Genomic DNA, 23177 nt, shown 5'->3' on the forward strand with positions numbered 1-23177 from the left:
CCGGCGCGGAAGCTCATCGACCCACCTGAGCAGCCGCCGCACCGCGAGCTGTCGGGAGCCGGTGGCGGGTTTTCGGTAAATTGACTGTCGATCATGCAGACCCCGCCACCCTCTCCTGCGCCGGACGCCATCGCCGATCCGCGGGCCTCGGGGGTGCACAAGGGAGGGCCCAAGGGGTTTTATCGCTACGATCTCGACGGCCTGCGCGGCGTTGCGATCGCGCTGGTCGCCGCCTTCCATATCTGGTTCGGCCGGGTCTCCGGCGGGGTAGACGTTTTTTTGGCGCTGTCCGGATTCTTCTTCGGCGGCAAGGTGATTCGCGCCGCGCTGAACCCCGCTGTGACACTGTCGCCGGTGTCCGAGGTGATCCGGCTGACCCGACGCCTTGTTCCCGCCCTCGTCGTGGTGCTGGCCGGTTGCGCGGTGTTGACCATCCTGGTTCAACCTGAGACCCGCTGGGAGACGTTCGCCGATCAAAGCCTCGCCAGCCTCGGCTACTACCAGAACTGGGAGCTCGCCAACACCGCATCCGACTACCTCCGGGCGGGCGAAGCGGTCAGTCCCCTGCAGCACATCTGGTCGATGTCGGTGCAGGGCCAGTTCTACGTCAGCTTCCTGGTGTTGATCGCCGGCCTGACGTATCTGTTCCGGCGCCCGTTGGGCGCTCGGTTACGCACCGTGTTCCTCGGGGTGCTGACCGCGCTGACGGTGGCCTCGTTCGTCTACGCGATCATCGCGCATCAGCAGGACCAGGCGGCCGCCTACTACAACAGCTTCGCGCGGGGTTGGGAGCTGTTGCTGGGCGCGCTGGTAGGAGCGCTGGTCACCCGCGTCAACTGGCCGATGTGGTTGCGGACGGTGCTGGCCACGATCGCGCTCGGCGCGGTGCTGTCCTGCGGGGCGCTGATCGACGGCGTGCGCGAATTCCCCGGCCCCTGGGCGCTGGTACCGGTCGGCGCAGCCATGCTGATGATCCTCGTCGGAGCCAACCTGCAGGACGGTCCCGGTGGCCGGCTGCCGCTGCCCAATCGGCTGCTGGCTACCCGCCCGTTGGTGGAGTTGGGCGCCATGGCGTACGCGCTATACCTCTGGCACTGGCCGCTGCTGATCTTCTGGCTGTCCTACAGCGGCCACAAGCACGCGGACTTCGTCGAAGGCGCGGTACTGCTGCTGGTGTCCGGCGGGCTGGCTTATCTGACCAACCGGCTCGTCGAGGACCCATTGCGCTACCGCGCATCCTCGAAGCCGGTTGCGGCGGTGCCGACGATTCCGTGGGCGACGCGCCTGGCCCGGCCGACGATGGTGCTGGGATCGGCCATCGTGTTGCTGGGCGTGACGCTGACCGCGACCTCATTCACCTGGCGCCAGCACGTCACGGTCTTGCGGGCGGCCGGTAAGGAACTCAGCGTCCTCAATCCGCAGGACTATCCGGGCGCTCGTGCCCTCACCGAACACCTGCGCGTGCCCGCGTTGCCCATGCGCCCCACGGTCTTGGAGGTCAAGCAGGACCTACCCGTTTCGACCCGGGACGGGTGCATCAGCGACTTCGTCAATCCCGCCGTGGTCACCTGCACCTACGGCGACGTGGCCGCCGACCGGACCATCGCACTCGCGGGCGGGTCGCACGCCGAGCACTGGCTGCCCGCGCTGGACATCCTGGGCAAGCTGCACCGCTTCAAGGTCGTGACGTACCTCAAGATGGGCTGCCCGCTGTCGACCGAGCAGGTCCCGCTGATCATGGGCAACAACGCCCCCTACCCCCAGTGCCGCGAATGGGTACAGCGAACGATGACCAAGCTGGTCACCGACCGGCCCGATTACGTCTTCACCACCACCACCCGGCCCTGGAACATCAAGACCGGTGATGTGATGCCTGCCACCTATATCGGAATCTGGCAAACGTTGTCCGACAACAACATTCCCATCCTTGGCATGCGAGACACGCCCTGGCTGGTCAAGAACGGTCAACCGTTCGACCCGGCCGACTGCCTGGCCAAACGGGGCGGCAGCGCGCAGTCGTGCGCGATCAAACGCTCCGACATGCTCTCCGATCGCAACCAGACGCTCGATTTCGTCGCACAGTTCCCGCAGCTCAAGGTGCTCGACATGTCGGACGCGATCTGTCGCACCGATGTGTGCCGCCCGGTCGAGGGAAACATCTTGATATACCACGGGGCCCACCACCTGTCCCCTACCTACGTGCGGACCATGGCACCCGAATTGGGCCGCCAGATCGCCGAGGCCACCGGTTGGTGGTGACCCGCCTTACTCCCTGACCTCCAACACGCGTGAGCGCGCCCGTGCGCGGATAAGGTCGATGGGTGTCAACCAACAGTCCCGCTTCAGAAGCAGGCGGTAACCACCAACCCAGACTCGCCACCGTGTGGCCGGGCAACCCGTATCCGCTCGGTGCCTCCTACGACGGCGCGGGAACCAACTTCTCGTTGTTCTCCGAAATCGCCGAGAAGGTCGAGTTGTGCCTGATCGACCACGAGGGCAGCGAGTCGCGGATTCCCTTGGAAGAGGTGGACGGATTCGTCTGGCACGCCTATCTGCCGAACATCACCCCCGGCCAGCGCTACGGATTTCGGGTCTACGGACCCTTCGATCCGGCCGCCGGCCACCGGTGTGACCCCAGCAAGCTGCTGCTCGACCCGTACGGCAAGGCTTTTCACGGCGACTTCACCTTCGGCCAGGCGCTGTTCTCCTACGACCTGAAGGCCGTGGATCCAGATGGCCCCAACGCCGACGGGATCGACCCGGGGATTCCCCCGATGGTCGATTCGCTGGGCCACACCATGACCAGCGTGGTGAGCAACCCGTTCTTCGACTGGGGATCCGACCGCGCTCCGCTGACCCCTTATCACGAGACCGTCATCTACGAGGCGCACGTCAAGGGCATGACGCAGACCCATCCGAGCGTTCCCGAGGAGTTGCGGGGCACCTACGCCGGGCTGGCCCATCCGGCGGTCATCGACCACCTGAAGTCGCTGCAGGTCACCGCGATCGAACTGATGCCGGTGCACCAGTTCATGCACGACTTCCGGCTGCTGGACCTCGGTTTGCGAAACTATTGGGGCTACAACACATTCGGGTACTTCGCGCCGAACAACGAGTACGCGGCCAACCGCACGTCCAGCGTCGCCGAGTTCAAGTCGATGGTGCGCAGCTTCCACGAAGCCGGCATCGAGGTGATCCTCGACGTCGTCTACAACCACACCGCCGAGGGCAACCACCTCGGGCCGACCATCAATTTTCGTGGCATCGACAACGCCGCGTACTACCGGCTGGTCGACACCGACCTGCGGCGGTACAAGGACTACACCGGCACCGGCAACAGCCTGAATCCGCGTCATCCGCACGTGCTGCAGTTGATCATGGACTCGCTGCGCTATTGGGTGACCGAGATGCATGTGGACGGGTTCCGCTTCGATCTGGCCGCCACGCTGGCCCGCGAACTGCACGACGTCGACCGGCTGAGCGCGTTCTTCGATCTGGTGCAGCAGGATCCGATCGTCAGCCAGGTCAAATTGATCGCCGAGCCGTGGGACGTCGGCGAGGGTGGCTACCAAGTTGGAAATTTCCCGGGTTTGTGGACCGAGTGGAACGGGAAGTATCGCGATACTGTGCGTGATTACTGGCGGGGCGAGCCCGCAACCCTGGGCGAGTTCGCTTCGCGGCTGACTGGGTCGTCGGACCTGTACGAGGCGACCGGCCGGCGTCCCAGCGCCAGCATCAACTTCGTCACCGCACACGACGGGTTCACCCTGAACGACCTGGTGTCCTACAACGAGAAGCACAACCTGGCCAACGGGGAGGACAACCGCGACGGGGAGAGCCACAACCGATCGTGGAACTGCGGCGTCGAAGGTCCCACCGATGACCCCGACATCACCGAGCTGCGCTGCCGCCAGATGCGCAACTTCTGGGCGACGCTGATGCTCAGCCAGGGCACGCCGATGATCGCGCACGGTGACGAGCTCGGCCGCACCCAGAACGGCAACAACAACGTGTACTGCCAGGACTCCGAATTGTCTTGGATGGATTGGTCTTTGGTCGACAAGAACGCCGACCTGCTGGAGTTTGCGCGCAGGGTGACCACGATGCGCAAGCGGCATCCGGTGTTCCGCCGTCGCCGGTTCTTCGAGGGCGAACCGATCCGCAGCGGTGACGAGGTGCGCGACATCGCCTGGCTGAATCCGAGCAGCCGCGAGATGACGCATGAGGACTGGGGCGAGAGCATTCACAAATGTGTCGCGGTGTTCCTCAACGGCGAGGCCATCACCGCACCCAACGCCCGCGGTGAACAGGTCGTCGACGACTCGTTCCTGTTGTGTTTCAACGCCGGTGAAGATCCGGTGGACTTCGTGACGCCGAAGAGCGACTATGCGAAAGAGTGGACCGTGGAACTGGACACCAACGAACCCGCTGGCCGCAAAGAAGGAGCCGATCAGGTGGTGACCGCCGAGGAGAAGGTGTCGCTGCCCTCGCGCTCACTGCTGGTATTGCGTAAGACGCAGTGACGCATGGCTTTACCCGTCATCTCGACCTACCGGCTGCAACTGCGTGGTGAATCCAGTGGGTTCGCTTTCACCTTCGCCGACGCGGAAAACCTGCTCGACTACCTGAACGATCTCGGCGTGTCGCACCTGTACCTGTCCCCGATCATGACCGCGACCCCGGGATCGAGCCATGGCTACGACGTCACCGACCCGACGACGGTGTCCCCCGAGCTCGGCGGCCGCGAGGGGCTGGCGCGGTTGTCGGCCGCGGCCCGGACGCGCGGGATGGGCCTGATCGTCGACATCGTGCCCAACCATGTGGGCATCGACCAGCCGCAGCAGAACCCCTGGTGGTGGGACGTGCTGCGCGACGGCCGGACTTCGCCCTACGCAACGTATTTCGATATCGACTGGGATCTCGACGAGGACGGCCGCATCGTGCTGCCGGTGCTGGGTTCCGACGACGACGCCGCCGATCTCACGGTCGACGGGGACCTGTTGCGCCTGGGCGATCTGGCGTTTCCGATCGCGCCCGGCACCGCGGGGGGCAGCGGCCCCGAGGTGCACGATCGTCAGCACTACCGGCTGGTGGGTTGGCGCAACGGCGTGTGCGGCTACCGTCGCTTCTTCTCGATCACCTCACTCGCCGGCCTGCGTCAGGAGGACCGCGCGGTGTTCGACGCCACCCACGCCGAGGTCGGCCGGTGGTTCTCGGAGGGATTGGTCGACGGCATCCGTATCGACCACCCCGACGGCCTCTCCGACCCGTGCGGGTATCTGGCGTGGCTGCGCGAACTGACCGGCCCGGAAGCCTGGATCGTGATCGAAAAGATCCTGGCCGTCGACGAGGCGCTCGAACCCACCCTGCCCGTCGACGGCACCACCGGCTATGACGTGTTGCGCGAAATCGGCGGTGTACTGGTGGATCCGGCCGGTGCCCCCGCGCTGACCGAACTGGTGGAATCCGCCGGCATGGACTACCCAGCGATGCCGGACATGCTGGCGGACCTCAAGATTCATTCGGCCACCGACACGCTGGGCAGTGAGCTGCGCCGGCTGCGCCGCAGCATCGTGGCGGCAGCCGGCGCCGATGACCCATTGCTACCCGAGGCGGTGGCCGCGTTGCTCACCCATATCGAGGTCTACCGCAGCGACTACCCCGGGCTGGTCGCTCTGCTGCCCACCGCACTGGCCGAAACCGAGGCGGGGGCATCACAGTTGGGCCCCGCGCTGCAGGTGCTGGCCGCGGCGCTGGCCCGCGGCGGCGAGCCGGCCACCCGGCTGCAGCAACTCTGCGGCGCCGTCACCGCCAAGGCCGTCGAGGACTGTTTGTTCTACCGTGACGCCCGCCTGGTTTCGCTGAACGAGGTGGGCGGCGAGCCGCAGCGCTTCGGTGTCGGTGCGGCCGAATTTCATCACAGTGCCGCCACCCGGGCCCGGCTGTGGCCGCAGACCATGACGACGCTGACCACCCATGACACCAAGCGCGGCGAGGACGTGCGGGCCCGCATTTCGGTGCTGTCACAGGTGCCCTCGCTGTGGACCGAGTTCCTCGCCCGCTGGGAGATCGACGCGCCTTCCCCCGATCCGGCGACCGGACAGTTCCTGTGGCAGAACATCTTCGGCGTATGGTCCGTCAGCGGCGAGGTCACCGACACGCTGCGTGAGCGGTTGCACGGCTACACCGAGAAGGCCATCCGGGAAGCGGCCTGGCACACGTCGTGGAACGACCCGGACGCCGAATTCGAGGGTGCGGTGCACCGATGGCTGGACACCGTGCTCGACGGCCCGGTGGCGGGCCAGCTCACCGAGCTTGTCGCCCAACTCAATCCGCACGCGGCCAGCGATGCGCTGGCCCAGAAGCTGCTCGCGCTGACGGTGCCCGGGATCCCGGACGTGTATCAGGGCACCGAACTGTGGGACGACAGCCTGGTCGACCCGGACAATCGCCGTGCCGTCGACTACGCCGCCCGTCGCGCCGCCCTGCAGGCCCTGGAGCATCCGAAGATCCGGGTCGTCACGACCGCACTTCGCGTGCGCCGCCACCACCCGGACACCTTCCTGCACGGTGACTACGTCCCGCTACTCGCCAACGGCGACGCCAGCGATCACGTGCTGGCCTTCCGCCGCGGCGAGGACGTGGTGGTGGCGGTGACCCGCTGGACCGTTCGGTTGGCCGAAACGGGCTGGGGCAACACGGTTCTGCCGTTGCCGGACGGAACGTGGAAGGACGCCCTCACCGGGGTGATCGCCGACGGTCCGACGTCGGCCGCGCAATTGTTCGCGGATCTGCCCGTGGTTCTGCTGGAGCGCCACCATGACTGAATTCCGGGTCTGGGCGCCCAAACCCGAGCAGGTTCGACTCGACGTCGAGGGCCAGGTGCACCACATGACGCGCTCGGCCGGCGGTTGGTGGCACACGGCCGTAAAGACCGCGCCGGACGCCCGCTATGGCTACCTGCTCGACGAGGACCCCACCGTGTTGCCCGACCCGCGCTCACCCCGCCAGCCCGAGGGGGTGCACGCCCGCTCGCAATTGTGGGATCCGGGCGCCGCGACGTGGACCGACAGCGGGTGGGCCGGCCGCGCGGTCGAGGGCGCGGTGATCTACGAGCTGCACCTGGGCACGTTCACCGACGCCGGAACCTTCGACGCCGCCATCGACAAGCTGGACTATCTGGTCGATCTCGGCGTCGACTTCGTCGAGCTGATGCCGGTGAATTCCTTTGCCGGCAGCCATGGTTGGGGCTATGACGGTGTGCTGTGGTACAGCGTGCACGAGCCCTACGGCGGCCCCGACGGGCTGGTGCGATTCGTCGACGCCTGCCACGCCAAGGGCTTAGCGGTGCTGATCGACGCGGTCTTCAATCACCTCGGCCCGTCGGGCAATTACCTGCCGAGATACGGGCCGTACCTGTCGTCGGCGAGCAACCCGTGGGGCGAGGGCATCAACATCGCCGACGCCGACTCCGACGAGGTGCGCCGCTACATCATCGGATGCGCGTTGCGCTGGATGCGCGATTTTCATGCCGACGGTCTGCGACTGGACGCGGTCCACGCAATGGTGGACACCACCGCGATCCACATCCTCGAGGAGCTTGCCACCGAAACGGACTGGCTGGCACAGCGATTGAGGCGGCCGCTGTCGCTGATCGCCGAGAGCGACCTGAACGATCCGCGGCTGATCACCCCGCGCGGCCGTGGCGGATACGGCCTGACCGGGCAATGGGCCGACGACATTCATCACGCCATCCACACCGCGGTCTCGGGCGAGCGTCAGGGCTACTACGGCGACTTCGGCAGCCTGGCCACGCTGGCGCAGACGCTGCGCCACGGTTTCTTCCACGCCGCCACCTATTCGTCGTTTCGGCGTCGCCGTCATGGCCGGCCGCTGGACACCAGCGAGCAGACCGGCATCCCGGCCACCCGGCTGGTCGCCTACACGTGCACGCACGACCAGGTCGGCAACCGCGCCCTGGGAGATCGTCCGTCGCAGAACCTGACCGGCGGCCAGCTGGCCGTCAAAGCCGCACTCGCGCTCGGATCACCTTACATTGCAATGCTTTTCATGGGCGAGGAATACGGGGCATCGACCCCGTTCCAGTTCTTCAGCTCGCACCCCGAACCCGAGCTGGCCCGGGCCACCGCCGAAGGACGCAAGGCCGAGTTCGCCGAACACGGCTGGGACGCAGACGAGATCCCCGACCCGCAGGACCCCCAGACGTTCGCGCGCTCCAAACTGGACTGGGACGAGGTCGACACCGGCGAGCACGCCCGGCTGCACCGCCTGTATCGGGACCTGATCGCGTTGCGGCGAAACCACCCCGACATGGCGGATCCGTGGCTGGACCACCTCACCGTCGACTACAACGAGGACGAACGCTGGATCACCATTCGCCGCGGCCGGTTGCGCATCGTGTGCAACCTGGGCGCCGAGCAGGTGAGGATCCCGGTCAGCGGTGACGTGGTGCTGGCCTGGGACGAGCCGACCGTCGATGCGGTCGCCACTGTGCTACAAGGACATTCGTTCGCCATCCTGTCGACCTGAGCGGACTGTGGATGACTGACTGGCGGCCCGGGGGCTCACCCCCGATGATGCCGCCATGAGTCAATTCGGTCAACGACGGGTCTGCCTGCACAAGCCGAACCACCGCGCCAACACGGTGCCGGACCCGCGCCACGTGTGCCACGACGTCGCGCCGGAGGCCGGCGTCGAGCCGTCGCATAGCGGTCCCGGGCCCGCTGTCACCGACGACGACGACGGAGCCTGAGCCGCGGCTACACGATCGCCCGTCCGGCGGGATGCACCGCCCGTACGACCGCGTCCGCGAGGGGATCGATCTCATCGAGGGCCAGTTCGGAGATCGTGATGCGGATGCCCGGCGGCGTGTTCATCCGGAACCGGCTGCCCGGCGCCGCCGCCCAGCCCGCGCCGAGCAGCCGGGCAACCGCGACCGCCTCGTCGGGGACCGGAACCCATACGTTGAGCCCGGAACGTCCGTGCGCCGGCCGGCCTCGTTCGGCCAGGGCGCCGCATAGCCGTTGACGTCTGGCGGCATAGTGCCGTTCGGCTGTCGCGACCAGCGCCCCCGCGGCTGGATCGGACCATAAATCGACGGCGAGGCGCTGCAGGAAATGGCTGACCCAGCCCGGACCGAGCCGCAACCGGCCATGCACCCGGTCGATGGTGCGGTGGTCGCCGGCGAGCACGGCCACTCGCAGATCCGGGCCGTACGCCTTGGACGACGAGCGAACGAACGCCCAGTGCTCGGTGCAGCCGGCCAGGGTGTGCAGCGGCACACCGGAGATGCCCGCGCAGTGGTCGTCCTCGACCAGCAGCAGATCACGGGCCCGCCGCGCCAACAGCTCACGCAACGACTCGGCGCGATCCGCCGAAAGCGCTGCTCCCGTGGGGTTTTGCGCGCGGTTGGTGACCACCAGAGCACGAACCCCGCTCCCCAGCGCCCGGGCCAGGTCATCGGTCAGCGGGCCGTCGTCGTCGACCCGCACCGGCTCGGCCGAAAGCCCCAGCGCCGCAAGGAGATCGAGCAGATTGGCCCAGCCCGGATCCTCGACGGCGACGCGGTCGCCGGGGCGCAGATGCGCGGTGAGCGTGCGTTCGATGCCGTCCAGCGCGCCGCTTGTCACGGCCAGGCGATCGGCGGGGATCCCGTCCGCGGCCAGCGCGCGGCGTGCGAACTCCTCCAGCTCGGGCGATAGGGCCGGTCGGCCGTAGAGCACCGGGTCGCCGGCGCCCGAACCGGCCAGCGAGGCGCCGGCGATGGGCAACAGGTTCGGGTCGGGGTTGCCGGTCGACAGGTCGCGCACCCCCGCGGGCACGTCCAGGCCCAGCAGCGAGCGCGGGGTGGTCGCCGGGCGGTGGCGCACGCGGGTGCCGCGCCGGCCGGCGGTCTCGACGGCCCCGCGATGACGCAACAGGCGGTAGGCCGCGGCGGCGGTGTTGGCGTTCACGCCGAGCTCGGCGGCCAGCTCGCGCACCGGCGGGAGCGCGTCGCCGGGCGCCAGGGCGCCGGCCGAGATCGCGGCTTCGATGCTGGCGGCTATTGACTCCGCCCCCGTACCGGTTATGCTGCTTTGTACTGGCACGCAATCTATTATGTACTAGAACAAACTACAGGGCAATCTTGTGGAAACCGCATATCAGCCGACGGCACGCACCACCCCGACCCGCTACCGGGAGCGCGCTCACTACGACCGTCGCGCCATTCACGCCATCCTCGACGAGGCGCTGATCTGCCATTTGGGTTACTCGAGCGCGGGTCGGCCAATGGTATTGCCCACGACGCACGCCCGGCGCGACGAAACGCTCTACCTACACGGTTCGACCGGCAGCGGCCCGTTGCTGGCGGCCAAGGTGGCCAGCGCGTCGGGCGCGGGCCTGCCGGTTTGTGTCACCGTCACGCTTCTCGACGGTCTGGTGCTGGCCCGTTCCGCGATGCACCACTCGGTGAACTTTCGCTCGGTGGTGGTACTGGGTGATGCGCGCGTCGTCGACGATCCGGCGGAGAAGGCGCAGGCGCTGCGCTGCCTGCTAGACCACATCGCACCGGGGCGCGCCGAGGACTGCAGGGCCCCGGATGCCCGCGAGCTCGCCGCAACCGGGGTGCTCGCCCTCGACCTCGTCGAGGTGTCGGCGAAAGTGCGTAGCGGCCCGCCGGCAGACGATCCGCCCGACGTTCCGTTGCCTCATTGGGCGGGCGTGGTGCCGCTGAGCCTGAGCGCCGGAACGCCGGTGCCGGCCGACGACCTCAACGCCGGCATTCCGGTGCCACCGTACCTCGGGCGGCACCGTCCTTGAGCCACGAGGATGCTCACGCCTCCGGCCGGGCCGGGCCCGTCCGCGTGGATCGGTCCCACCAGAATCCGGCGAGCATGACGGCGCCAGCCCAGGCCATGCCCAGCATCCACCCGGCGAGCACATCGCTGACGTAATGGACTCCCAGGTAGACGCGCGAGAACCCGATCAGGAACACCGAACCGATCGCCACGGTCCACACCACCACCTGGCCGGTCCACCACGGGATCAGCCAGCGGGTCAGCATCCACGCAGTGATGACCGCGATCGCGGCGGTGCCGGTTGCGTGTCCGGAGGGAAACGAATACCCGTCAGCGTCGACCAGGGCGAACGGCACGGGCGGGCGCTCTCGGCCTACCAACGCTTTGGCGGTGAAGAGCACCAATGGAATCCCCCCGCCACAAACGAGGGCGAGCACCACCGGCCGCCACGACCTGCACCGCCAGGCGGCAGCAATTGAAATCGGAAGGGCTAACGCCGCCAGCAGAAGGGGACCGCCCGCGTGAGTGATCACTTGCAGCACGGTCGTCAGCCATCGATCGCGGTGGGCCGCAAGCCATGACATGATCGGTTGGTCGATTCCGGTGATGCCGTCGCCCTCGAGCACGTCGTCGAGCACCTCGGTGAAGCCGACCGCCAACGACACGACCACCGCCAGCCCGAGCACCAAAGCGATGCCGGCGACCTCGCTCGTGGGTAATCGACCGCTCAGCGCCCGCCCCGTTTCGCCGACTCGCCCCCGCACCCAAGCCAGCGTTTTGCCGATCGCGGGAACTTCGGACATCCGCTGACTGAGTCCTCGCAACCGCGGCCCATGCCGAACAACCCAAATCGCCGCCCACCCAAGCAGTACGAGCGAAGCTACGGTGCCTGCGCTGACCAGCCCGAAGCCGCCGGCACCGGGTCCAGACGACTGGTGCATGTTTGCCTGCGGCGGGCTAGAACAGCAGGTAGCGGTACGCCGGCGAACCGGGTTTCAGGGTCTCGACGTGCAGCTCCGTCGCGCGCATTCGGGCCAGCAGGCCGTCCAGGTCGGCGGAGGATCCCAACTGGATGCCGACCAGCGCCTCGCCCGTCTCCCGGTTGTTGCGCTTGACGTATTCGAACAGGGTGATGTCGTCGTTCGGCCCGAGCACCGTGTCAAGGAAGCGGCGCAGCGACCCGGGCTCTTGCGGGAAGTCGACCAGGAAGTAGTGCTTGAGGCCGAGATGGACCAGCGAGCGCTCGAGCACTTCGCCATAGCGCGACACATCGTTGTTGCCACCCGAAACCAGGCAGACCACCGTCGACCCGGGCTCGATGTCGGCGTCCAGCAATCCGGCGACCGACAGGGCGCCCGCGGGCTCGGCGATGATGCCCTCGTTCTGATAGAGGTCGAGCATCGCGGTGCACACCGCTCCCTCGTCTACCGCCGTGATCGACACCATGTCGCCCGCTGCCGCCAACGCGGCGTAGGTCAGGTCTCCGGCCCGCCGCACGGCCGCGCCGTCGACGAACTGGTCGACGTCGTCCAGCGTCACCGGCTCCCCCGCGGACAGCGCGGCCATCATCGCCGCGGCGCCGGCCGGCTCGACGCCCAGCACCGACGTGTTGTCGGTCCGCTCGGCCAGATAGGTGGTGATGCCGGCGATGCAGCCGCCGCCGCCCACCGGTACGACCACCAGGTCCGGCTCGCCGTCCAGCTGGTCGAGCACTTCCGCGGCGATCGTGCCCTGGCCGGCAATGGTGCGCAGGTCGTCATAGGGCGGCACCAGGATGGCGCCGGTGCTTTCCACGTCGCTCAGCGCCGCCTCGGCGGCCAGGTCGTAGGTGGCGCCGCCCACGATCAGGTCGATGAAGTCGCCACCGTGGTAGCGGATCCGGTCGCGCTTCTGCATGGGCGTCTTGGCCGGCACGTAGACGCGGCCGTGCACCTGCAACATCCGGCACGCATACGCGAAGCCCTGCGCGTGATTCCCCGCCGACGAGCAGACCACGCCCGCCGCAAGCTCCGCCTCGGACAGCTGGACCAGCAGGTTGTAGGCGCCGCGCAGCTTGTAGGAGCGCACGATCTGCAGGTCCTCGCGCTTGAGGTAGACCTGCGCGCCGGTGATCGCGGACAACCGGTCGCTGAACTGCAACGGGGTCGGCGTGACCACTGCCGCGATCCGCTTGGCCGCGCCGTCGATGTCAGCCGCGGATAACGGCGAGACGCTCGGACTCTGGCTCAATTCGGCGGACACTGGTCAATGGTGCCACGACAGCCGACCAACTCCGGAATTCAGCCGACCGGGGTCAGCACGAACACCGGGATCTGGCGGTCGGTCTTGGTCTGATATTCGGCGTATTCCGGCCACGCCTCCACGGCACGCTCCCACCACGTGGCCTTCTCATCGCCGAAGACCTCGCGGGCGTCATAATCGCGGGTCGCCGAGCCGTCCTGCAGCTCGACGCGGGGATTCTTCTTGATGTTGTGGTACCAGACCGGGTGCTTCGGCGCCCCGCCCAGGGAGGCGACGACCGCGTACTGGCCATCGTGCTCGACGCGCATCAGCGGCGTCTTGCGCAGTTTGCCGGTCTTGGCGCCGACCGTGGTCAGCAGGATGATCGGCTTGCCCTTCATGTCGGCGGCCTCGGTTCCCCCCGACTCGGCATACTTGTCAGCTTGCTCGCGAGACCAATCCCATGGCGACGGCTCGTACTCTCCTTGCAGTGGCATGTCATCGACTCTAGGCGCGCGGTCTTCGCGGGCGGGTCGCTTCGCCGCGTCGAGGTGCGCCGGCGATCACGGCGCCGAGCCCGTGAGGTAGTGGGCGAGCACCGGGCGCAGCCATTCGGTCAGCGTCGCGTCGTCCATCGCGACCAGCGCGGGCACGCCGACGACGTTGCGCGCCATGGCGATTCCCAACACCTGCGATCCCACCATCGCGGTCCGCTCGGCGGCGCAGTCGGGCGCGACGGTCGCCAGGGCCGGCGACACCTTCTCGACGAACACTTCCAGCAGCGCGTCAGCGGCGGCCCGGTTGGTTGCCGCCGCGCGCAGCAGCGGCAGGAAGGAGCCGGCCGGATCCCACACCCGGACGAGAAAGGGCACCAGCACGTCGGCGATGCGTTCCGGGGCGAGGCCGGTGAGGTCGGGGAAGGTGATGTCGAGGCGGGAAACCGCGGCGAACAAGTCGGCCTTGTTGCCGAAGTAGTGCATCACGAGCGCGGGATCGACACCGGCGTCGGCCGCGATCGCGCGGATGGTGGTCCGCTCGAAGCCGTGGGTGGAGAACAGGGTGCGCGCGGCGCCCAGGATGTTGGCGCGGGTGACTTTGCCGTCGCGGGTGGCCATGCCGAAATTCTAGTTCAACAACTGTTGACATTGGTAGTGCGCCGGCTTACGTTGAGTTCAACAGTTGTTGAAATGGTTCGTCGAGGAGGCTCGGACATGACCGTCACCGTCATCCAGATCGGGCTCGATCCAGAGATGATCGACTACTCTTCGCCGGACTTCGCCCAGTTCACGGGCCTGTCCAAGGAAGTGCTGCGCGCCGCCAACGACGACAACGTCGCGGGTCTGCGCGCCGCGGGCTACCAGGTCGACAACTGCCTGATCGACTTCGGCGCCGCCGGCGCAGCCAAGGCCGGCGAGTGGCTGCGCGCCAAGCGCTACGACGCCGTGCTGATCGGCGCCGGAATTCGCCTGGTCGCCGGCAACACCCTGCTGTTCGAATCAATCGTCAACATCGCGCATGCCACCCAGCCCGGCTGCCGCTTCGTCTTCAACCGGGCAGCCCAAGCCACCCCCGGTGACATCCGTCGCTGGTACCCCGAACCGGAAGGAGCGATCCGATGAGTACAACCGCCGTTCGCGACGTCGACGTCCTGATCGTGGGAGCGGGCCCCACCGGCCTGACCGCCGCGGGTGACCTGGCCCGCGCCGGACGGTCGGTGACCGTGCTGGAGCGCTGGGCCGCCGAGAACCCGACGAGCCGCGCGTTCGCCGTCATGCCCCGGACGCTGGAGGTCCTCGACGCGCGTGACGCGGCCGACGACCTGCTGGCGCTCGGCCAGCGCGGGCCGGACGTGACCCTGTTCGCCAGAGCCCGCCTCGACCTGACCCGCCTCGACTCGGCCTACCCCTTCGTCCTGGTCACCCCGCAGACCAACGTCGACGCGGCACTGCGCCGCTACGCGCTCGCCGAAGGGGCGGATATCCGGCGCGGCGTCGAGGTGGTCGGGCTCGAGCAGGATGCCGACGGTGTCACCGTTACCGCACGCCCCAAGGATGACGACGACCCCACACACCGGCAGACCTGGCGGGCGCGGTACGTGGTCGGCGCCGACGGCGCGCACAGCACCGTCCGGAAGCTGCTGGGCACCGACTTTCCCGGCAAGACGGTGCTGACCTCGCTCATGCTGGCCGACGTCAAGCTGGCCCACGGCCCCTCCCATGGCGGATTGGTGGTGGGCACCACCGGTGACGTGCTGGGGTTCTTGGCCCCGTACAGCCGCCACGACGAGGACGGTTCGTGGTATCGGGCCCTGGTATGGGACCGCGACCACCAGTTGCCCGACAGCGCGCCCGTCTACGACGACGAGATCATCGATGTCCTCGGCCGCGCCATGCGGACCGATTTCGGTGTGATCGAGATCGGCTGGAAGTCGCGATTCCATTGCGACGAAAGGCAAGTCGCGCAGTACCGACACGGACGGGTGTTCCTGGCCGGCGACGCCGCGCACGTGCACTCCCCCATGGGCGGCCAGGGCATGAACACCGGCATCCAGGACGCCGCGAACCTGGCCTGGAAGCTCGACGCGGTGCTCGGCGGCGCCGACGACCGCCTACTGGACACCTATCAGCAGGAACGCCACCCGATCGGCAAGCGGGTGCTGTTGCAGTCCGGAATGATCGCGCGTGCCGCCACGCTGCATCGGCGACCCGCGATCTGGCTGCGTAATCTGCTGGCCCCCAACCTGCTCCGGATATCCGCGGCGCAGGATTTCGTCGCGGGTAGCTTCGCGGGCACGACGTTGCGCTACGGCCGGCGCGGCCTTGTCGGCACCCGCGCCGACGCGATCCCCCTCGTCGAGGGACGGCTGACGCACCTGCAGCGCGGCGGCGGCTTCGTGCTCATCCGCGAATACGGTGCCGCGCCGGTTGAGACACCCGGGACGTTGCAGGCCGAGCGGGCGGACCGAGGGCCGGCCGTGCTGGTACGCCCGGACGGCTATATCGCGTGGTCCGGCGCGTCGGCGCAGGCGGCTGATGCTGTCGCGAAGATCGTCTCGGTTGCGTCGGTTACCTTGCGCGCGAGGTGATTTCGCCCTAGTCCGTGTTCTGGGGTTGCTGCGCGACGAACGGCCGCAGATGACGGCGGGTTTGGTGGTCTTCCGCGCCGGGCTCGCCGTCGCTGTGCCGGCCACGCGTGTAATCGCTCTGCCACGGCGCCTTCTCGTCCTCCGCGGCCTCCTGCTCGCGGCCCAGCGCGCCACGTGAGCCGAGGAAGTGCTCGTGCTTGCGGTACAGCTCTTCGTCGGATTCGATCGGCCTGAGCTCGGGGGCGAACTCCTCGAGTTCGGCCCGGCGTTGCGGCACGATCATGCAGATCGGCTCGTCGACTTCGAATCGCACCGGCATGAACTCGCGGGTGAACTTCCAGTTCATGCTGAAACTCGAGCTGGACCAATCGGTTTCGACGATCCCTTCGAGCGGCGAGATGGCATCCTTCGGATGGTTCGCCGGCCCGCGGACCAGCAGGTTGTAGCCCGGCGGGGTGCGGAAGAGCATCGGCAGATGCCAGGTCAGGATGCCGTAGCCGAAGTGGCTGGAGGGCAGAAATTGACCGCTGTCGCGGGTGTCGGGCGCGATCGTCATGCTCGTTCGGTCATTGCCGCCCATCCAGGTGGCGGTGAACGCGCTGCGGTTGCGCACCTCCCAGCCGCTCTGGTTGGCGATCAGCATGGGCAGACATCGGTGCGGCCACCCCTGCCGCATCTCCGACATCCACGTCCGGCCTATCGGCGCCGGGCTGATCGGCGGCGCGATGTCGTGGGTGACGTACCCGATCAGTGGGCGGGACTGCCCACTGGATTTCTCACTCATCACATCCTCATCACCGGCCACTGTCGACCATCACCGACGTCGCCAACGCACTATCCCGACCAAACGTTAACGGTCCGTGAACCCCGCCGCCCGCCGGCGGGGACGATCAGCGCATCCTGGCCAGCTCCGCGATGGTGTTCACCCGCCGGATGGCGGTGGCGATCTCGATGGCGAAGTCACGACGCCGTCGGGCCATCTCGGGATCCTCGAAGCCGTCGACCAGTTCGCGGTGCCGCGCCAGCCGCAGCGCGGTCTTGAACAGCTCCATCGACCGCGACTCGGCGCTGGCGATACTGCGCTGCAGTTCCCACTGCTTGCCGACCTGCAGGCACTCGGCGAGGAAGGCTTCCTCGTCGAACGATTCGTCCTCGTAGGCGGCCAGCCGGTTCGCGACGATGTGATAGGCGTCCAGGAACGGACGCAGCACCAGATGCGCCAGCAGCAGATCGGCCCGTTCCAGCAACTCCCGCACGAAAGCGGCGCTGGCGGCCTTGCTGGTGTCCTCGACCGGCCCGATAAGCCGGACCTCGTCGGCGAGGTCCTTCTCGAATTGCGCGCGTGCGGAGAACAAGAATTCGAATTTCAGCAGTTCGCGCAGTTTCAGCGCCTCGTCGCGCACCGTCGCGGGCTGCACCGACCCGTCCGTGGACTGTTCGGCGTCTTCCGCCGCGGCCAGCAACGCCGTCTCGGCGATGGCCCGGTCGACCAGAATGTGGATGGCGGTGTTGCGGTAGAACGCCGCGACAAGGTGCTGGTCGGTGCCGATGCCCCACACCGCTTCGGTTCCGGCGTCGTAGACGCTCACCACGCCGGAGGAAACGAGCTGGTGCAGGGTCCAGCGGATGGTGGAGCGATTGGTCAGATCGGCCGCCCCGGCCACCGCCCAGTTCCGCGCCGCGATGTAACTCGCCAGCGGTTGTACCGTGGCCAGCACCTCGCTGATCGTCAGCGAGCGGTCCGCGCCCAGCAGCGCCAAGTTGACCACCGCGGTCGGGGTGACCGCCGTCGCGCGATTGATGCGGTGCTCGACGTCCAATGCGATGCGCTCGATTTCGGTCCCGACGCCCGACTCCTCGGATCGCAACTCCTCGAGGCGCTTACGCAGCGGCAACGGCTCGCCGAAGTCCAGGTACGCGCGCCCCAGGCGGGTGCCCTGCTGGCGGGCAAGGCGGATCAGGAAGCGAAAGTCCTCAGGTCGTTTCACGGCGCCGTAGGCCTCGGTGGTCATGGCTTCCACCTCGTGCAGTTGGTCGTACACGATGGAAGTGGGCACCAAATAAACTTCGGGGCCTTCGATTTCGTCGACGGCGTCGGCGAGGTACCGCAGGATTCCGAAGACCGGAGGCCGCAACTTGCCGGTCCTGGTCCGGCCCCCTTCGATGGACCAGGTCAGGTTGGCGTGGTTTTGCACCAGCTGGGCGGCGTAGGCGCGCAGCACGAACCGGTAGACGGGGATGTCCTTGGTCTGTCGCCGGATGAAGATGGTTCCGGTGCGCTTGGCCCAGGCACCCATCGGGAAGAAGTTCAAGTTCGCGCCGCCGAAGGTGAGCGCGGGCGAGAGCCGGCTGGCCTGGATCACCTCGGGCAGCAGCAGGCCGTCCAGGTAGGAGCGATGCGAAAAGGCAAACGCCAGCGTGGCTTTGCGATCCAGCTTGCGCAGCTGGGCGATCTGATCCTCGTCGGTCAGCACGTCGTAGGCGCGCATCAGCCAGCGACTGAAGCCGCGCCAGGCCGCCATGGCCGACTCGTCGAGCGACGGCGCCATTTCCCGCAGATAGCAGGCGGCCTCGGCGCGCACGCTGTCCGGTTCACGCCCCAGCTCGTGGGCCAGCGTGCCCAGCCGGTCGTCATACCATGGGGCGCGCAGCAATTCGACGACCTCGGCCGGATCGGTCGACAGCGGCGACGTCGATTCCTCGATGATACCGGTGCGCTGCAACAACTTTCGGACCCCTACCCGGCCGATTTCCCGGGCGGTTCCCGCCGGTCCCCCGTTCATACCGGCTGCACCGTGGCGGCCGCGGCGGGCTCGTGCACGTCCGGATGCGGCTGGGATGCGTAGAGCTGCTCGATCTCGTCGGCGTATTTCGCGGTGATCGGCTTGCGTTTGAGCTTCATCGTCAGCGTGATCTCGTCGCCGCCGGGCTCCCACAGGGAGGGCAGGATGCGGAACCGCTTGATTTGTTCCACCTGGGAGAGTTTCTCATTGCCCGCCGCCACCCCGGCAGCGATTTGCGCGATGACCTCCGGGTCGGCCGCCAGGGCGGCGGGCGAGGCGTCGGTTAGTCCGCGCTGGGCCGCATACGGGCCCACCGAGTCGGCGTCGAAGACCATCAGCGCGGTGTTGTAGGGCCGCCCCTCGCCGATGGTGATCATCACCCCGATCATCGGGCAGGACGCCAGGATGGCGTTCTCGATGTTGGCCGGCGACATGTTCTTTCCGGCCGCATTGATGATCAGCTCCTTCTTGCGGTCGACGATGCGCAGGTAACCGTCGTCGTCGACATCGATGATGTCGCCGGTGTGCAACCAGCCCTCGGCATCGATCGCCTCGGCGGTCTTCGCCGGTTCCTTGCGGTAGCCCTTCATCACCAGCGGGCCGCGGATCAGATATTCGCCGTCCTCGGCGACTTTGCCCTCGAGGCCTGGAAGCAGCCTGCCGACGGTGCCGAGTCGCGTGTCGTCCGGATGTGACACGCTGGCGGCGCAACTGAGCTCCGACATGCCCCAAACCTCGCTGATCGGGATCCCGATCCCCGCGAAGAATGCCAGCGTCTCCTTGGGGATCGGCGCCGCGCCGGACACGGCCCAGCGCAATTCGCCGAACCCCAGCCGCTCGCGCAGCCGCGACAGCACCAGCTCGTCGGCTTGGGCCCATTCGGCGGCCAGCTCGTGCGAAACATCGCCATCGGCAACCAGAGCGTCGGCGCGCTTGCCGGCCACCGACATCGCCCACTGCAAGGCTTGGCGCTTGGCCTGGTCGGTTTCGTTGGCGACGACGAAATCGATTGCGGCTCTGAGCTTCACCCACACTCGAGGCACGGCTCCCCAGACCGTGGGCCGCACGTCGGGCAGCGCCGCCGCAACGGCACGCGCGTCGGCCACAGGGGTGATCTGGGTACCGAACACCTCGAGGGGGTACAGGGCCATCATCCGGTCGGCAATGTGGGCCGACGGCAGGTACGACGTGGTCCGATCACCGAACCGGCTGCCAAGCACGGCGTCAAGTCCGTATGCCTCGAACAGCAGATTGGCGTGCGTCATCTCCACCCCCTTGGGATTTCCGGTGGTGCCGGAGGTGTAGATGAGGGTGACGACGTCCTCTGGTCGCACCGCCCGCCACGTCGCCTCGAAGTCGAAATCCGTTTGCGCGGCGGCATACAGGTCGTCAACGGAGATCGTGCCGGGCGGCGAACCGTCGATGCAGACGAGGTGCTCGATCGGTGCACCGCTGGCGCGAATGCGGTCCACGTACTGCTCCTCGCAGATCGCGACCTTGGTGCCGGCGTTGTCGAACAAATAGGTCAGCTGCTCGGCCGGCAGCGTGTTGTACACCGAGAAGGATGTGGCGCCAAGGTGTTGCGCGCCGATTTCGAGCGGGTAGAACTCGATCCGATTGGCCATCATCAACGAGACCGTGTCACCTCGCCGGACCCCCAGACCCGCCAGCCCGGCGGCGACCTTACGCACCTGCGTCGCAAGCTCTCGCCACGTCAACACCTCGGTGCCGCCGGGCGTGCGGAGCGCGACGGCATCGGGATCGATCGAAGCGGTGCGCTGGAACGCCTCGCACAAGGTCGCCGGATCCTGGGTTGTCGTCATTTGAATCCTCCTCGGCGCGACATCAGCACTGCCTGGTGAGCGTACGTCCGAGCCATGGGGCACGGAACATTTCGGCCGGTTCACGCAGGGTTTAGGCCTGTGGCCGCCACAGTTGCACCGTGCTCGTTACGCCGGCGGGCAGTTCCACCAGCTCGATCGGCGTCCCATCGGGGTCATAGATGAAGAACATCCGCACTCCGCCGATATCGACGGGCGGCTCGGCCCGGACACCGGGATGGTCGCGCGTCACCGTCTCGTAGGCGGCGTCGAGATCGTCGACGCGAAACGACATGTTGGTGTAACCCAGGTGCGGACCGCTCGGGCACTCGGGCACCACGCCCAGCGACAACAGCTCCACCATTGCCGCCCCGATCAGCCCCCCGATCATGCGGCCCCGCTGGGCGGCACCGCCGGTGACCGAATCCAGGCCGGCGCCCTCGAGTTCGATGTCGAACACCACGTCCATGGCCAGCACCGCGGTATAGAACGCCAGCGACGCCTCGATATCCGAGACGCCGATGCAGACATGGGAGAAGTTCTGCACGGCGATGGGATGCTGCCGGGTCATGCGGACTCCTCGTCGGGGTGGGGCGGATGAATGCCACAGGTACAGGCGTCAATTGAGGGACACGTGCAGCGCATCCCCCACTCGATGACCGCCCGCGCACGGGCCAGCGACTCCATGTGCGCGTCGATCTCGGCCAGTTTGGCCTCGGCCAGGGCACGGCTCACCGGCCGCCCGGGAGCGTCGTCGGCGAACAACAGCTGGATCTCTTCCAGCGAGAACCCGGCGGACTTGCACAGCGCGATCACCTCGAGGCGGGCCAGGACCGAGTCGTCATAACGGCGCTGACCGCCCAGCCGCGCCGGCTCCGGCACCAGCCCGATCTGCTCGTAGTAGCGCAACGCCGTCGCCGCCACCCCGGCCTGGCGCGCCACCTCCCCGATCGTCAGGCTTGGCGCCATCGCAGCCTCCCGGGATTCGATGCTTGACTTCGAGCCAACTCTAAGTCCTTGACTGTTGTCATGACCATCCCCCGATACGCGGAACTCAACGGTTCTCGCTACGCCCTGCTGCGATCGTTTCGCCGCGACGGCACGCCCGTCGACACCCCGATCTGGTTCGCGTTCGACGACGGCGGCTTGCTGTTCCGGACCAAGGTGGGCCCGAAGACCAAGCGGCTGGCCGCTAGCCGTGACGTCGAACTCACGGCCTGCGACCATCGGGGCCGGGTGCGTCCCGGCGCGACGACGGTGGCCGGCCGTGCCACGGTGCTGACCGGCGCCGAGGCCGGTCGCGCCAACCGCGTGCTGCACCGGCGGTACGGCTGGCAATGGAACATCGTCCCGCTGATCAAGGTGCCCGGCGTGACCAACGTCCACCAAGACCTGTGCGCGCGCGAGAAGTTCCGGCGCGCCCGCGACCGCGGGGTGTGGCCGGACAGCGTCATCGTGCGGGTGGACCTGCCATGACAAGCGCAAGGGCGGCCGACCCCGTCCGCTCCCCCGGCTTCCGCCAATGCTGTGGCGCCGCAGCGGGATTGGCACTCGGCATGGTGCGTCCGAAGCGGCCCGACGAGCGGTTCCTGCGCACGGTCCTCGACGCTGGCCTGCCGGCGCCCGGCCGCGTGGTGACGGTGACCGCACTGCCCCAGGCGCCACGCCCGGTGCCTACCGCGGCCATCGTCGAGGGCACCTTCGCCCCGGCGCGCGTCGAGAACTCGCTCACGTCGTTCCTCGTCGCCCACCCGGAGGCGACGTTCATCGTCGACCCCGCGGTCTGCGTCGACGTCGAGCGACGCGCGATCACCCAACTGCCCGCCGTGCTGCGGGTCGCGGTCCGGCCGCCGGCCGGCACGATACCCACGATCACCGCCCTGAACCGATTGCCCGAACCGCCACGCCTGGATTTCGCGCTGCCCACGCACGCGCACTGGGACCACGTGTCGGGTCTGCTGGACCTGCCGGATCTCCCCGTGCGCCTGCACCGCCGCGAACACGACTGGATCGGTACCGGTGCGATCGCTCCCGTTGGCGGCGTGCGCGATTCGCTGCGCGGCCGGCCCGTCAGCGACTACGACCTGGACGGGCCGCCGGTGCTGACCTTCACCGCCAGCCACGACCTCTTCGGCGACCATTCGGTCATCCTGGTGGACCTGGCCGGACACACCCCGGGCAGCGTGGGGGTGCTGGCCCACACCGCGCGGGGCTGGATCCTGATCGCCGGCGACGCCGCCTGGCACCATTTGCAGATCGACAAGGTCCGGCAGAAGGCAGGCTACCCGGGCAACTTGGTGGACGAGGATCGCGAGGAGACCTTCAGGACCCTGCAGCGCCTGCACCTGGTACGGCACGCGGTGAAGATCATCCCGACCCACGACCACCAGGCGGCGTTGCAGTTACCCGCCTAACCGTTTGCGGCCGAACGCGAAATTAGCTTCACGTTCGGCCGCGAGCGTGAAACCAA

The 23177-nt window shown here is 67.8% G+C and carries 20 protein-coding genes; 10 read left to right on the forward strand and 10 right to left on the reverse strand.

From position 1 onward, the window contains the following. The first annotated feature begins 93 nt into the window (after positions 1–93). The 5 genes from sucT (at position 94) to AC5Y4H_RS19305 (ending at position 8773) form a co-directional block, all read left to right on the forward strand. The gene (gene sucT, locus AC5Y4H_RS19285) at positions 94–2259 is read left to right on the forward strand and encodes an acetyltransferase SucT (RefSeq protein WP_499984081.1); all 2166 of its coding nucleotides are present in this window, start codon (positions 94–96) and stop codon (positions 2257–2259) included. Positions 2260–2321: 62 nt separating this feature from the next. Then, positions 2322–4523, forward strand: coding sequence for a glycogen debranching protein GlgX (gene glgX, locus AC5Y4H_RS19290; protein WP_499984082.1), 2202 nt, complete (start codon positions 2322–2324; stop codon positions 4521–4523). Positions 4524–4526: 3 nt separating this feature from the next. Further along, entirely contained in the window at positions 4527–6827 is a 2301-nt protein-coding gene (treY, locus tag AC5Y4H_RS19295) for a malto-oligosyltrehalose synthase (RefSeq protein ID WP_499984084.1), read from the forward strand. Then, a complete protein-coding gene (gene treZ / locus AC5Y4H_RS19300) occupies positions 6820–8550 on the forward strand; it encodes a malto-oligosyltrehalose trehalohydrolase (RefSeq protein WP_499984085.1) in 1731 nt (576 codons plus the stop codon). Before treY ends, treZ begins: the two co-directional genes overlap by 8 nt. A gap of 55 nt (positions 8551–8605) precedes the next feature. Further along, positions 8606–8773, forward strand: coding sequence for a hypothetical protein (locus AC5Y4H_RS19305; RefSeq protein WP_499984086.1), 168 nt, complete (start codon positions 8606–8608; stop codon positions 8771–8773). A gap of 7 nt (positions 8774–8780) precedes the next feature. Here AC5Y4H_RS19305 and AC5Y4H_RS19310 read toward each other — a convergent pair whose 3' ends face one another. Continuing rightward, positions 8781–10109 (reverse strand): aminotransferase class I/II-fold pyridoxal phosphate-dependent enzyme, encoded by a 1329-nt coding sequence (locus tag AC5Y4H_RS19310; RefSeq protein WP_499984087.1) that lies wholly within the window; start codon positions 10107–10109, stop codon positions 8781–8783. Between the two features lie 40 nt (positions 10110–10149). Between AC5Y4H_RS19310 and AC5Y4H_RS19315 the strand changes: the two genes are divergently transcribed. Then, the gene (locus AC5Y4H_RS19315) at positions 10150–10821 is read left to right on the forward strand and encodes a pyridoxamine 5'-phosphate oxidase family protein (protein ID WP_499984088.1); all 672 of its coding nucleotides are present in this window, start codon (positions 10150–10152) and stop codon (positions 10819–10821) included. A gap of 13 nt (positions 10822–10834) precedes the next feature. On the opposite strand, the gene AC5Y4H_RS19320 is transcribed toward AC5Y4H_RS19315, so the two are convergent. The 4 genes from AC5Y4H_RS19320 to AC5Y4H_RS19335 all read right to left on the reverse strand — a co-directional run bounded on the left by AC5Y4H_RS19320 (position 10835) and on the right by AC5Y4H_RS19335 (position 14134). Further along, positions 10835–11740 (reverse strand): phosphatase PAP2 family protein, encoded by a 906-nt coding sequence (locus AC5Y4H_RS19320; protein ID WP_499984089.1) that lies wholly within the window; start codon positions 11738–11740, stop codon positions 10835–10837. A 16-nt stretch (positions 11741–11756) separates the two neighbouring features. Continuing rightward, entirely contained in the window at positions 11757–13040 is a 1284-nt protein-coding gene (gene ilvA / locus AC5Y4H_RS19325; RefSeq protein WP_499984091.1) for a threonine ammonia-lyase, read from the reverse strand. Between the two features lie 38 nt (positions 13041–13078). Continuing rightward, the gene (locus tag AC5Y4H_RS19330; protein WP_499984092.1) at positions 13079–13516 is read right to left on the reverse strand and encodes a nitroreductase family deazaflavin-dependent oxidoreductase; all 438 of its coding nucleotides are present in this window, start codon (positions 13514–13516) and stop codon (positions 13079–13081) included. 66 nt (positions 13517–13582) lie between these two features. Further along, a complete protein-coding gene (locus AC5Y4H_RS19335; RefSeq protein WP_499984094.1) occupies positions 13583–14134 on the reverse strand; it encodes a TetR/AcrR family transcriptional regulator in 552 nt (183 codons plus the stop codon). 96 nt (positions 14135–14230) lie between these two features. On the opposite strand from AC5Y4H_RS19335, the gene AC5Y4H_RS19340 reads away from it, so the two are divergent. Together AC5Y4H_RS19340 and AC5Y4H_RS19345 are read left to right on the forward strand one after the other, a co-directional pair. Then, positions 14231–14638 carry a hypothetical protein gene (locus AC5Y4H_RS19340; RefSeq protein WP_499984095.1) on the forward strand — a complete coding sequence of 136 codons (408 nt, stop codon included), beginning with the start codon at positions 14231–14233 and terminating at the stop codon, positions 14636–14638. Next, positions 14635–16104, forward strand: a complete 1470-nt coding sequence (locus AC5Y4H_RS19345) for an FAD-dependent oxidoreductase (RefSeq protein ID WP_499984096.1) — start codon at positions 14635–14637, stop codon at positions 16102–16104. Before AC5Y4H_RS19340 ends, AC5Y4H_RS19345 begins: the two co-directional genes overlap by 4 nt. A 7-nt stretch (positions 16105–16111) precedes the next feature. On the opposite strand, the gene AC5Y4H_RS19350 is transcribed toward AC5Y4H_RS19345, so the two are convergent. The 5 genes from AC5Y4H_RS19350 to AC5Y4H_RS19370 form a co-directional block, all read right to left on the reverse strand. Further along, positions 16112–16888 carry a DUF6065 family protein gene (locus AC5Y4H_RS19350; protein WP_499984098.1) on the reverse strand — a complete coding sequence of 259 codons (777 nt, stop codon included), beginning with the start codon at positions 16886–16888 and terminating at the stop codon, positions 16112–16114. A 106-nt stretch (positions 16889–16994) separates the two neighbouring features. Further along, entirely contained in the window at positions 16995–18887 is a 1893-nt protein-coding gene (locus tag AC5Y4H_RS19355) for a lysophospholipid acyltransferase (protein WP_499984099.1), read from the reverse strand. Beyond that, positions 18884–20710 carry a fatty acid--CoA ligase FadD11 gene (fadD11, locus tag AC5Y4H_RS19360; RefSeq protein ID WP_499984101.1) on the reverse strand — a complete coding sequence of 609 codons (1827 nt, stop codon included), beginning with the start codon at positions 20708–20710 and terminating at the stop codon, positions 18884–18886. Before fadD11 ends, AC5Y4H_RS19355 begins: the two co-directional genes overlap by 4 nt. Positions 20711–20801: 91 nt before the next feature. After that, complete coding sequence (locus tag AC5Y4H_RS19365) at positions 20802–21278, reverse strand: VOC family protein (protein WP_499984102.1); 477 nt, start codon at positions 21276–21278, stop codon at positions 20802–20804. Next, positions 21275–21676 (reverse strand): helix-turn-helix domain-containing protein, encoded by a 402-nt coding sequence (locus AC5Y4H_RS19370; RefSeq protein WP_499984103.1) that lies wholly within the window; start codon positions 21674–21676, stop codon positions 21275–21277. Before AC5Y4H_RS19370 ends, AC5Y4H_RS19365 begins: the two co-directional genes overlap by 4 nt. A 60-nt stretch (positions 21677–21736) precedes the next feature. On the opposite strand from AC5Y4H_RS19370, the gene AC5Y4H_RS19375 reads away from it, so the two are divergent. Continuing rightward, positions 21737–22183: a PPOX class F420-dependent oxidoreductase gene (locus tag AC5Y4H_RS19375; RefSeq protein ID WP_499984104.1), complete on the forward strand. Its 447-nt coding sequence runs from the start codon at positions 21737–21739 to the stop codon at positions 22181–22183. Continuing rightward, complete coding sequence (locus tag AC5Y4H_RS19380) at positions 22180–23121, forward strand: MBL fold metallo-hydrolase (RefSeq protein ID WP_499984106.1); 942 nt, start codon at positions 22180–22182, stop codon at positions 23119–23121. The genes AC5Y4H_RS19375 and AC5Y4H_RS19380 overlap by 4 nt, the downstream gene beginning before the upstream one ends. Positions 23122–23177: the final 56 nt, after the last annotated feature.

Source organism: Mycobacterium sp. NGS58 (genome assembly GCF_059812385.1).

What these genes read in the sequence shown, in the direction of transcription:
- sucT (WP_499984081.1), top strand. Translation starts at nt 94, where the DNA reads ATGCAGACCCCGCCACCCTCTCCTGCGCCGGACGCCATCGCCGATCCG.
- treY (WP_499984084.1), top strand. Translation starts at nt 4,527, where the DNA reads ATGGCTTTACCCGTCATCTCGACCTACCGGCTGCAACTGCGTGGTGAA.
- treZ (WP_499984085.1), top strand. Translation starts at nt 6,820, where the DNA reads ATGACTGAATTCCGGGTCTGGGCGCCCAAACCCGAGCAGGTTCGACTC.
- AC5Y4H_RS19305 (WP_499984086.1), top strand. Translation starts at nt 8,606, where the DNA reads ATGAGTCAATTCGGTCAACGACGGGTCTGCCTGCACAAGCCGAACCAC.
- AC5Y4H_RS19320 (WP_499984089.1), bottom strand. Translation starts at nt 11,740, where the DNA reads ATGCACCAGTCGTCTGGACCCGGTGCCGGCGGCTTCGGGCTGGTCAGC.
- AC5Y4H_RS19330 (WP_499984092.1), bottom strand. Translation starts at nt 13,516, where the DNA reads ATGCCACTGCAAGGAGAGTACGAGCCGTCGCCATGGGATTGGTCTCGC.
- AC5Y4H_RS19335 (WP_499984094.1), bottom strand. Translation starts at nt 14,134, where the DNA reads ATGGCCACCCGCGACGGCAAAGTCACCCGCGCCAACATCCTGGGCGCC.
- AC5Y4H_RS19340 (WP_499984095.1), top strand. Translation starts at nt 14,231, where the DNA reads ATGACCGTCACCGTCATCCAGATCGGGCTCGATCCAGAGATGATCGAC.
- AC5Y4H_RS19345 (WP_499984096.1), top strand. Translation starts at nt 14,635, where the DNA reads ATGAGTACAACCGCCGTTCGCGACGTCGACGTCCTGATCGTGGGAGCG.
- AC5Y4H_RS19350 (WP_499984098.1), bottom strand. Translation starts at nt 16,888, where the DNA reads ATGAGTGAGAAATCCAGTGGGCAGTCCCGCCCACTGATCGGGTACGTC.
- AC5Y4H_RS19355 (WP_499984099.1), bottom strand. Translation starts at nt 18,887, where the DNA reads ATGAACGGGGGACCGGCGGGAACCGCCCGGGAAATCGGCCGGGTAGGG.
- fadD11 (WP_499984101.1), bottom strand. Translation starts at nt 20,710, where the DNA reads ATGACGACAACCCAGGATCCGGCGACCTTGTGCGAGGCGTTCCAGCGC.
- AC5Y4H_RS19365 (WP_499984102.1), bottom strand. Translation starts at nt 21,278, where the DNA reads ATGACCCGGCAGCATCCCATCGCCGTGCAGAACTTCTCCCATGTCTGC.
- AC5Y4H_RS19370 (WP_499984103.1), bottom strand. Translation starts at nt 21,676, where the DNA reads ATGGCGCCAAGCCTGACGATCGGGGAGGTGGCGCGCCAGGCCGGGGTG.
- AC5Y4H_RS19375 (WP_499984104.1), top strand. Translation starts at nt 21,737, where the DNA reads ATGACCATCCCCCGATACGCGGAACTCAACGGTTCTCGCTACGCCCTG.
- AC5Y4H_RS19380 (WP_499984106.1), top strand. Translation starts at nt 22,180, where the DNA reads ATGACAAGCGCAAGGGCGGCCGACCCCGTCCGCTCCCCCGGCTTCCGC.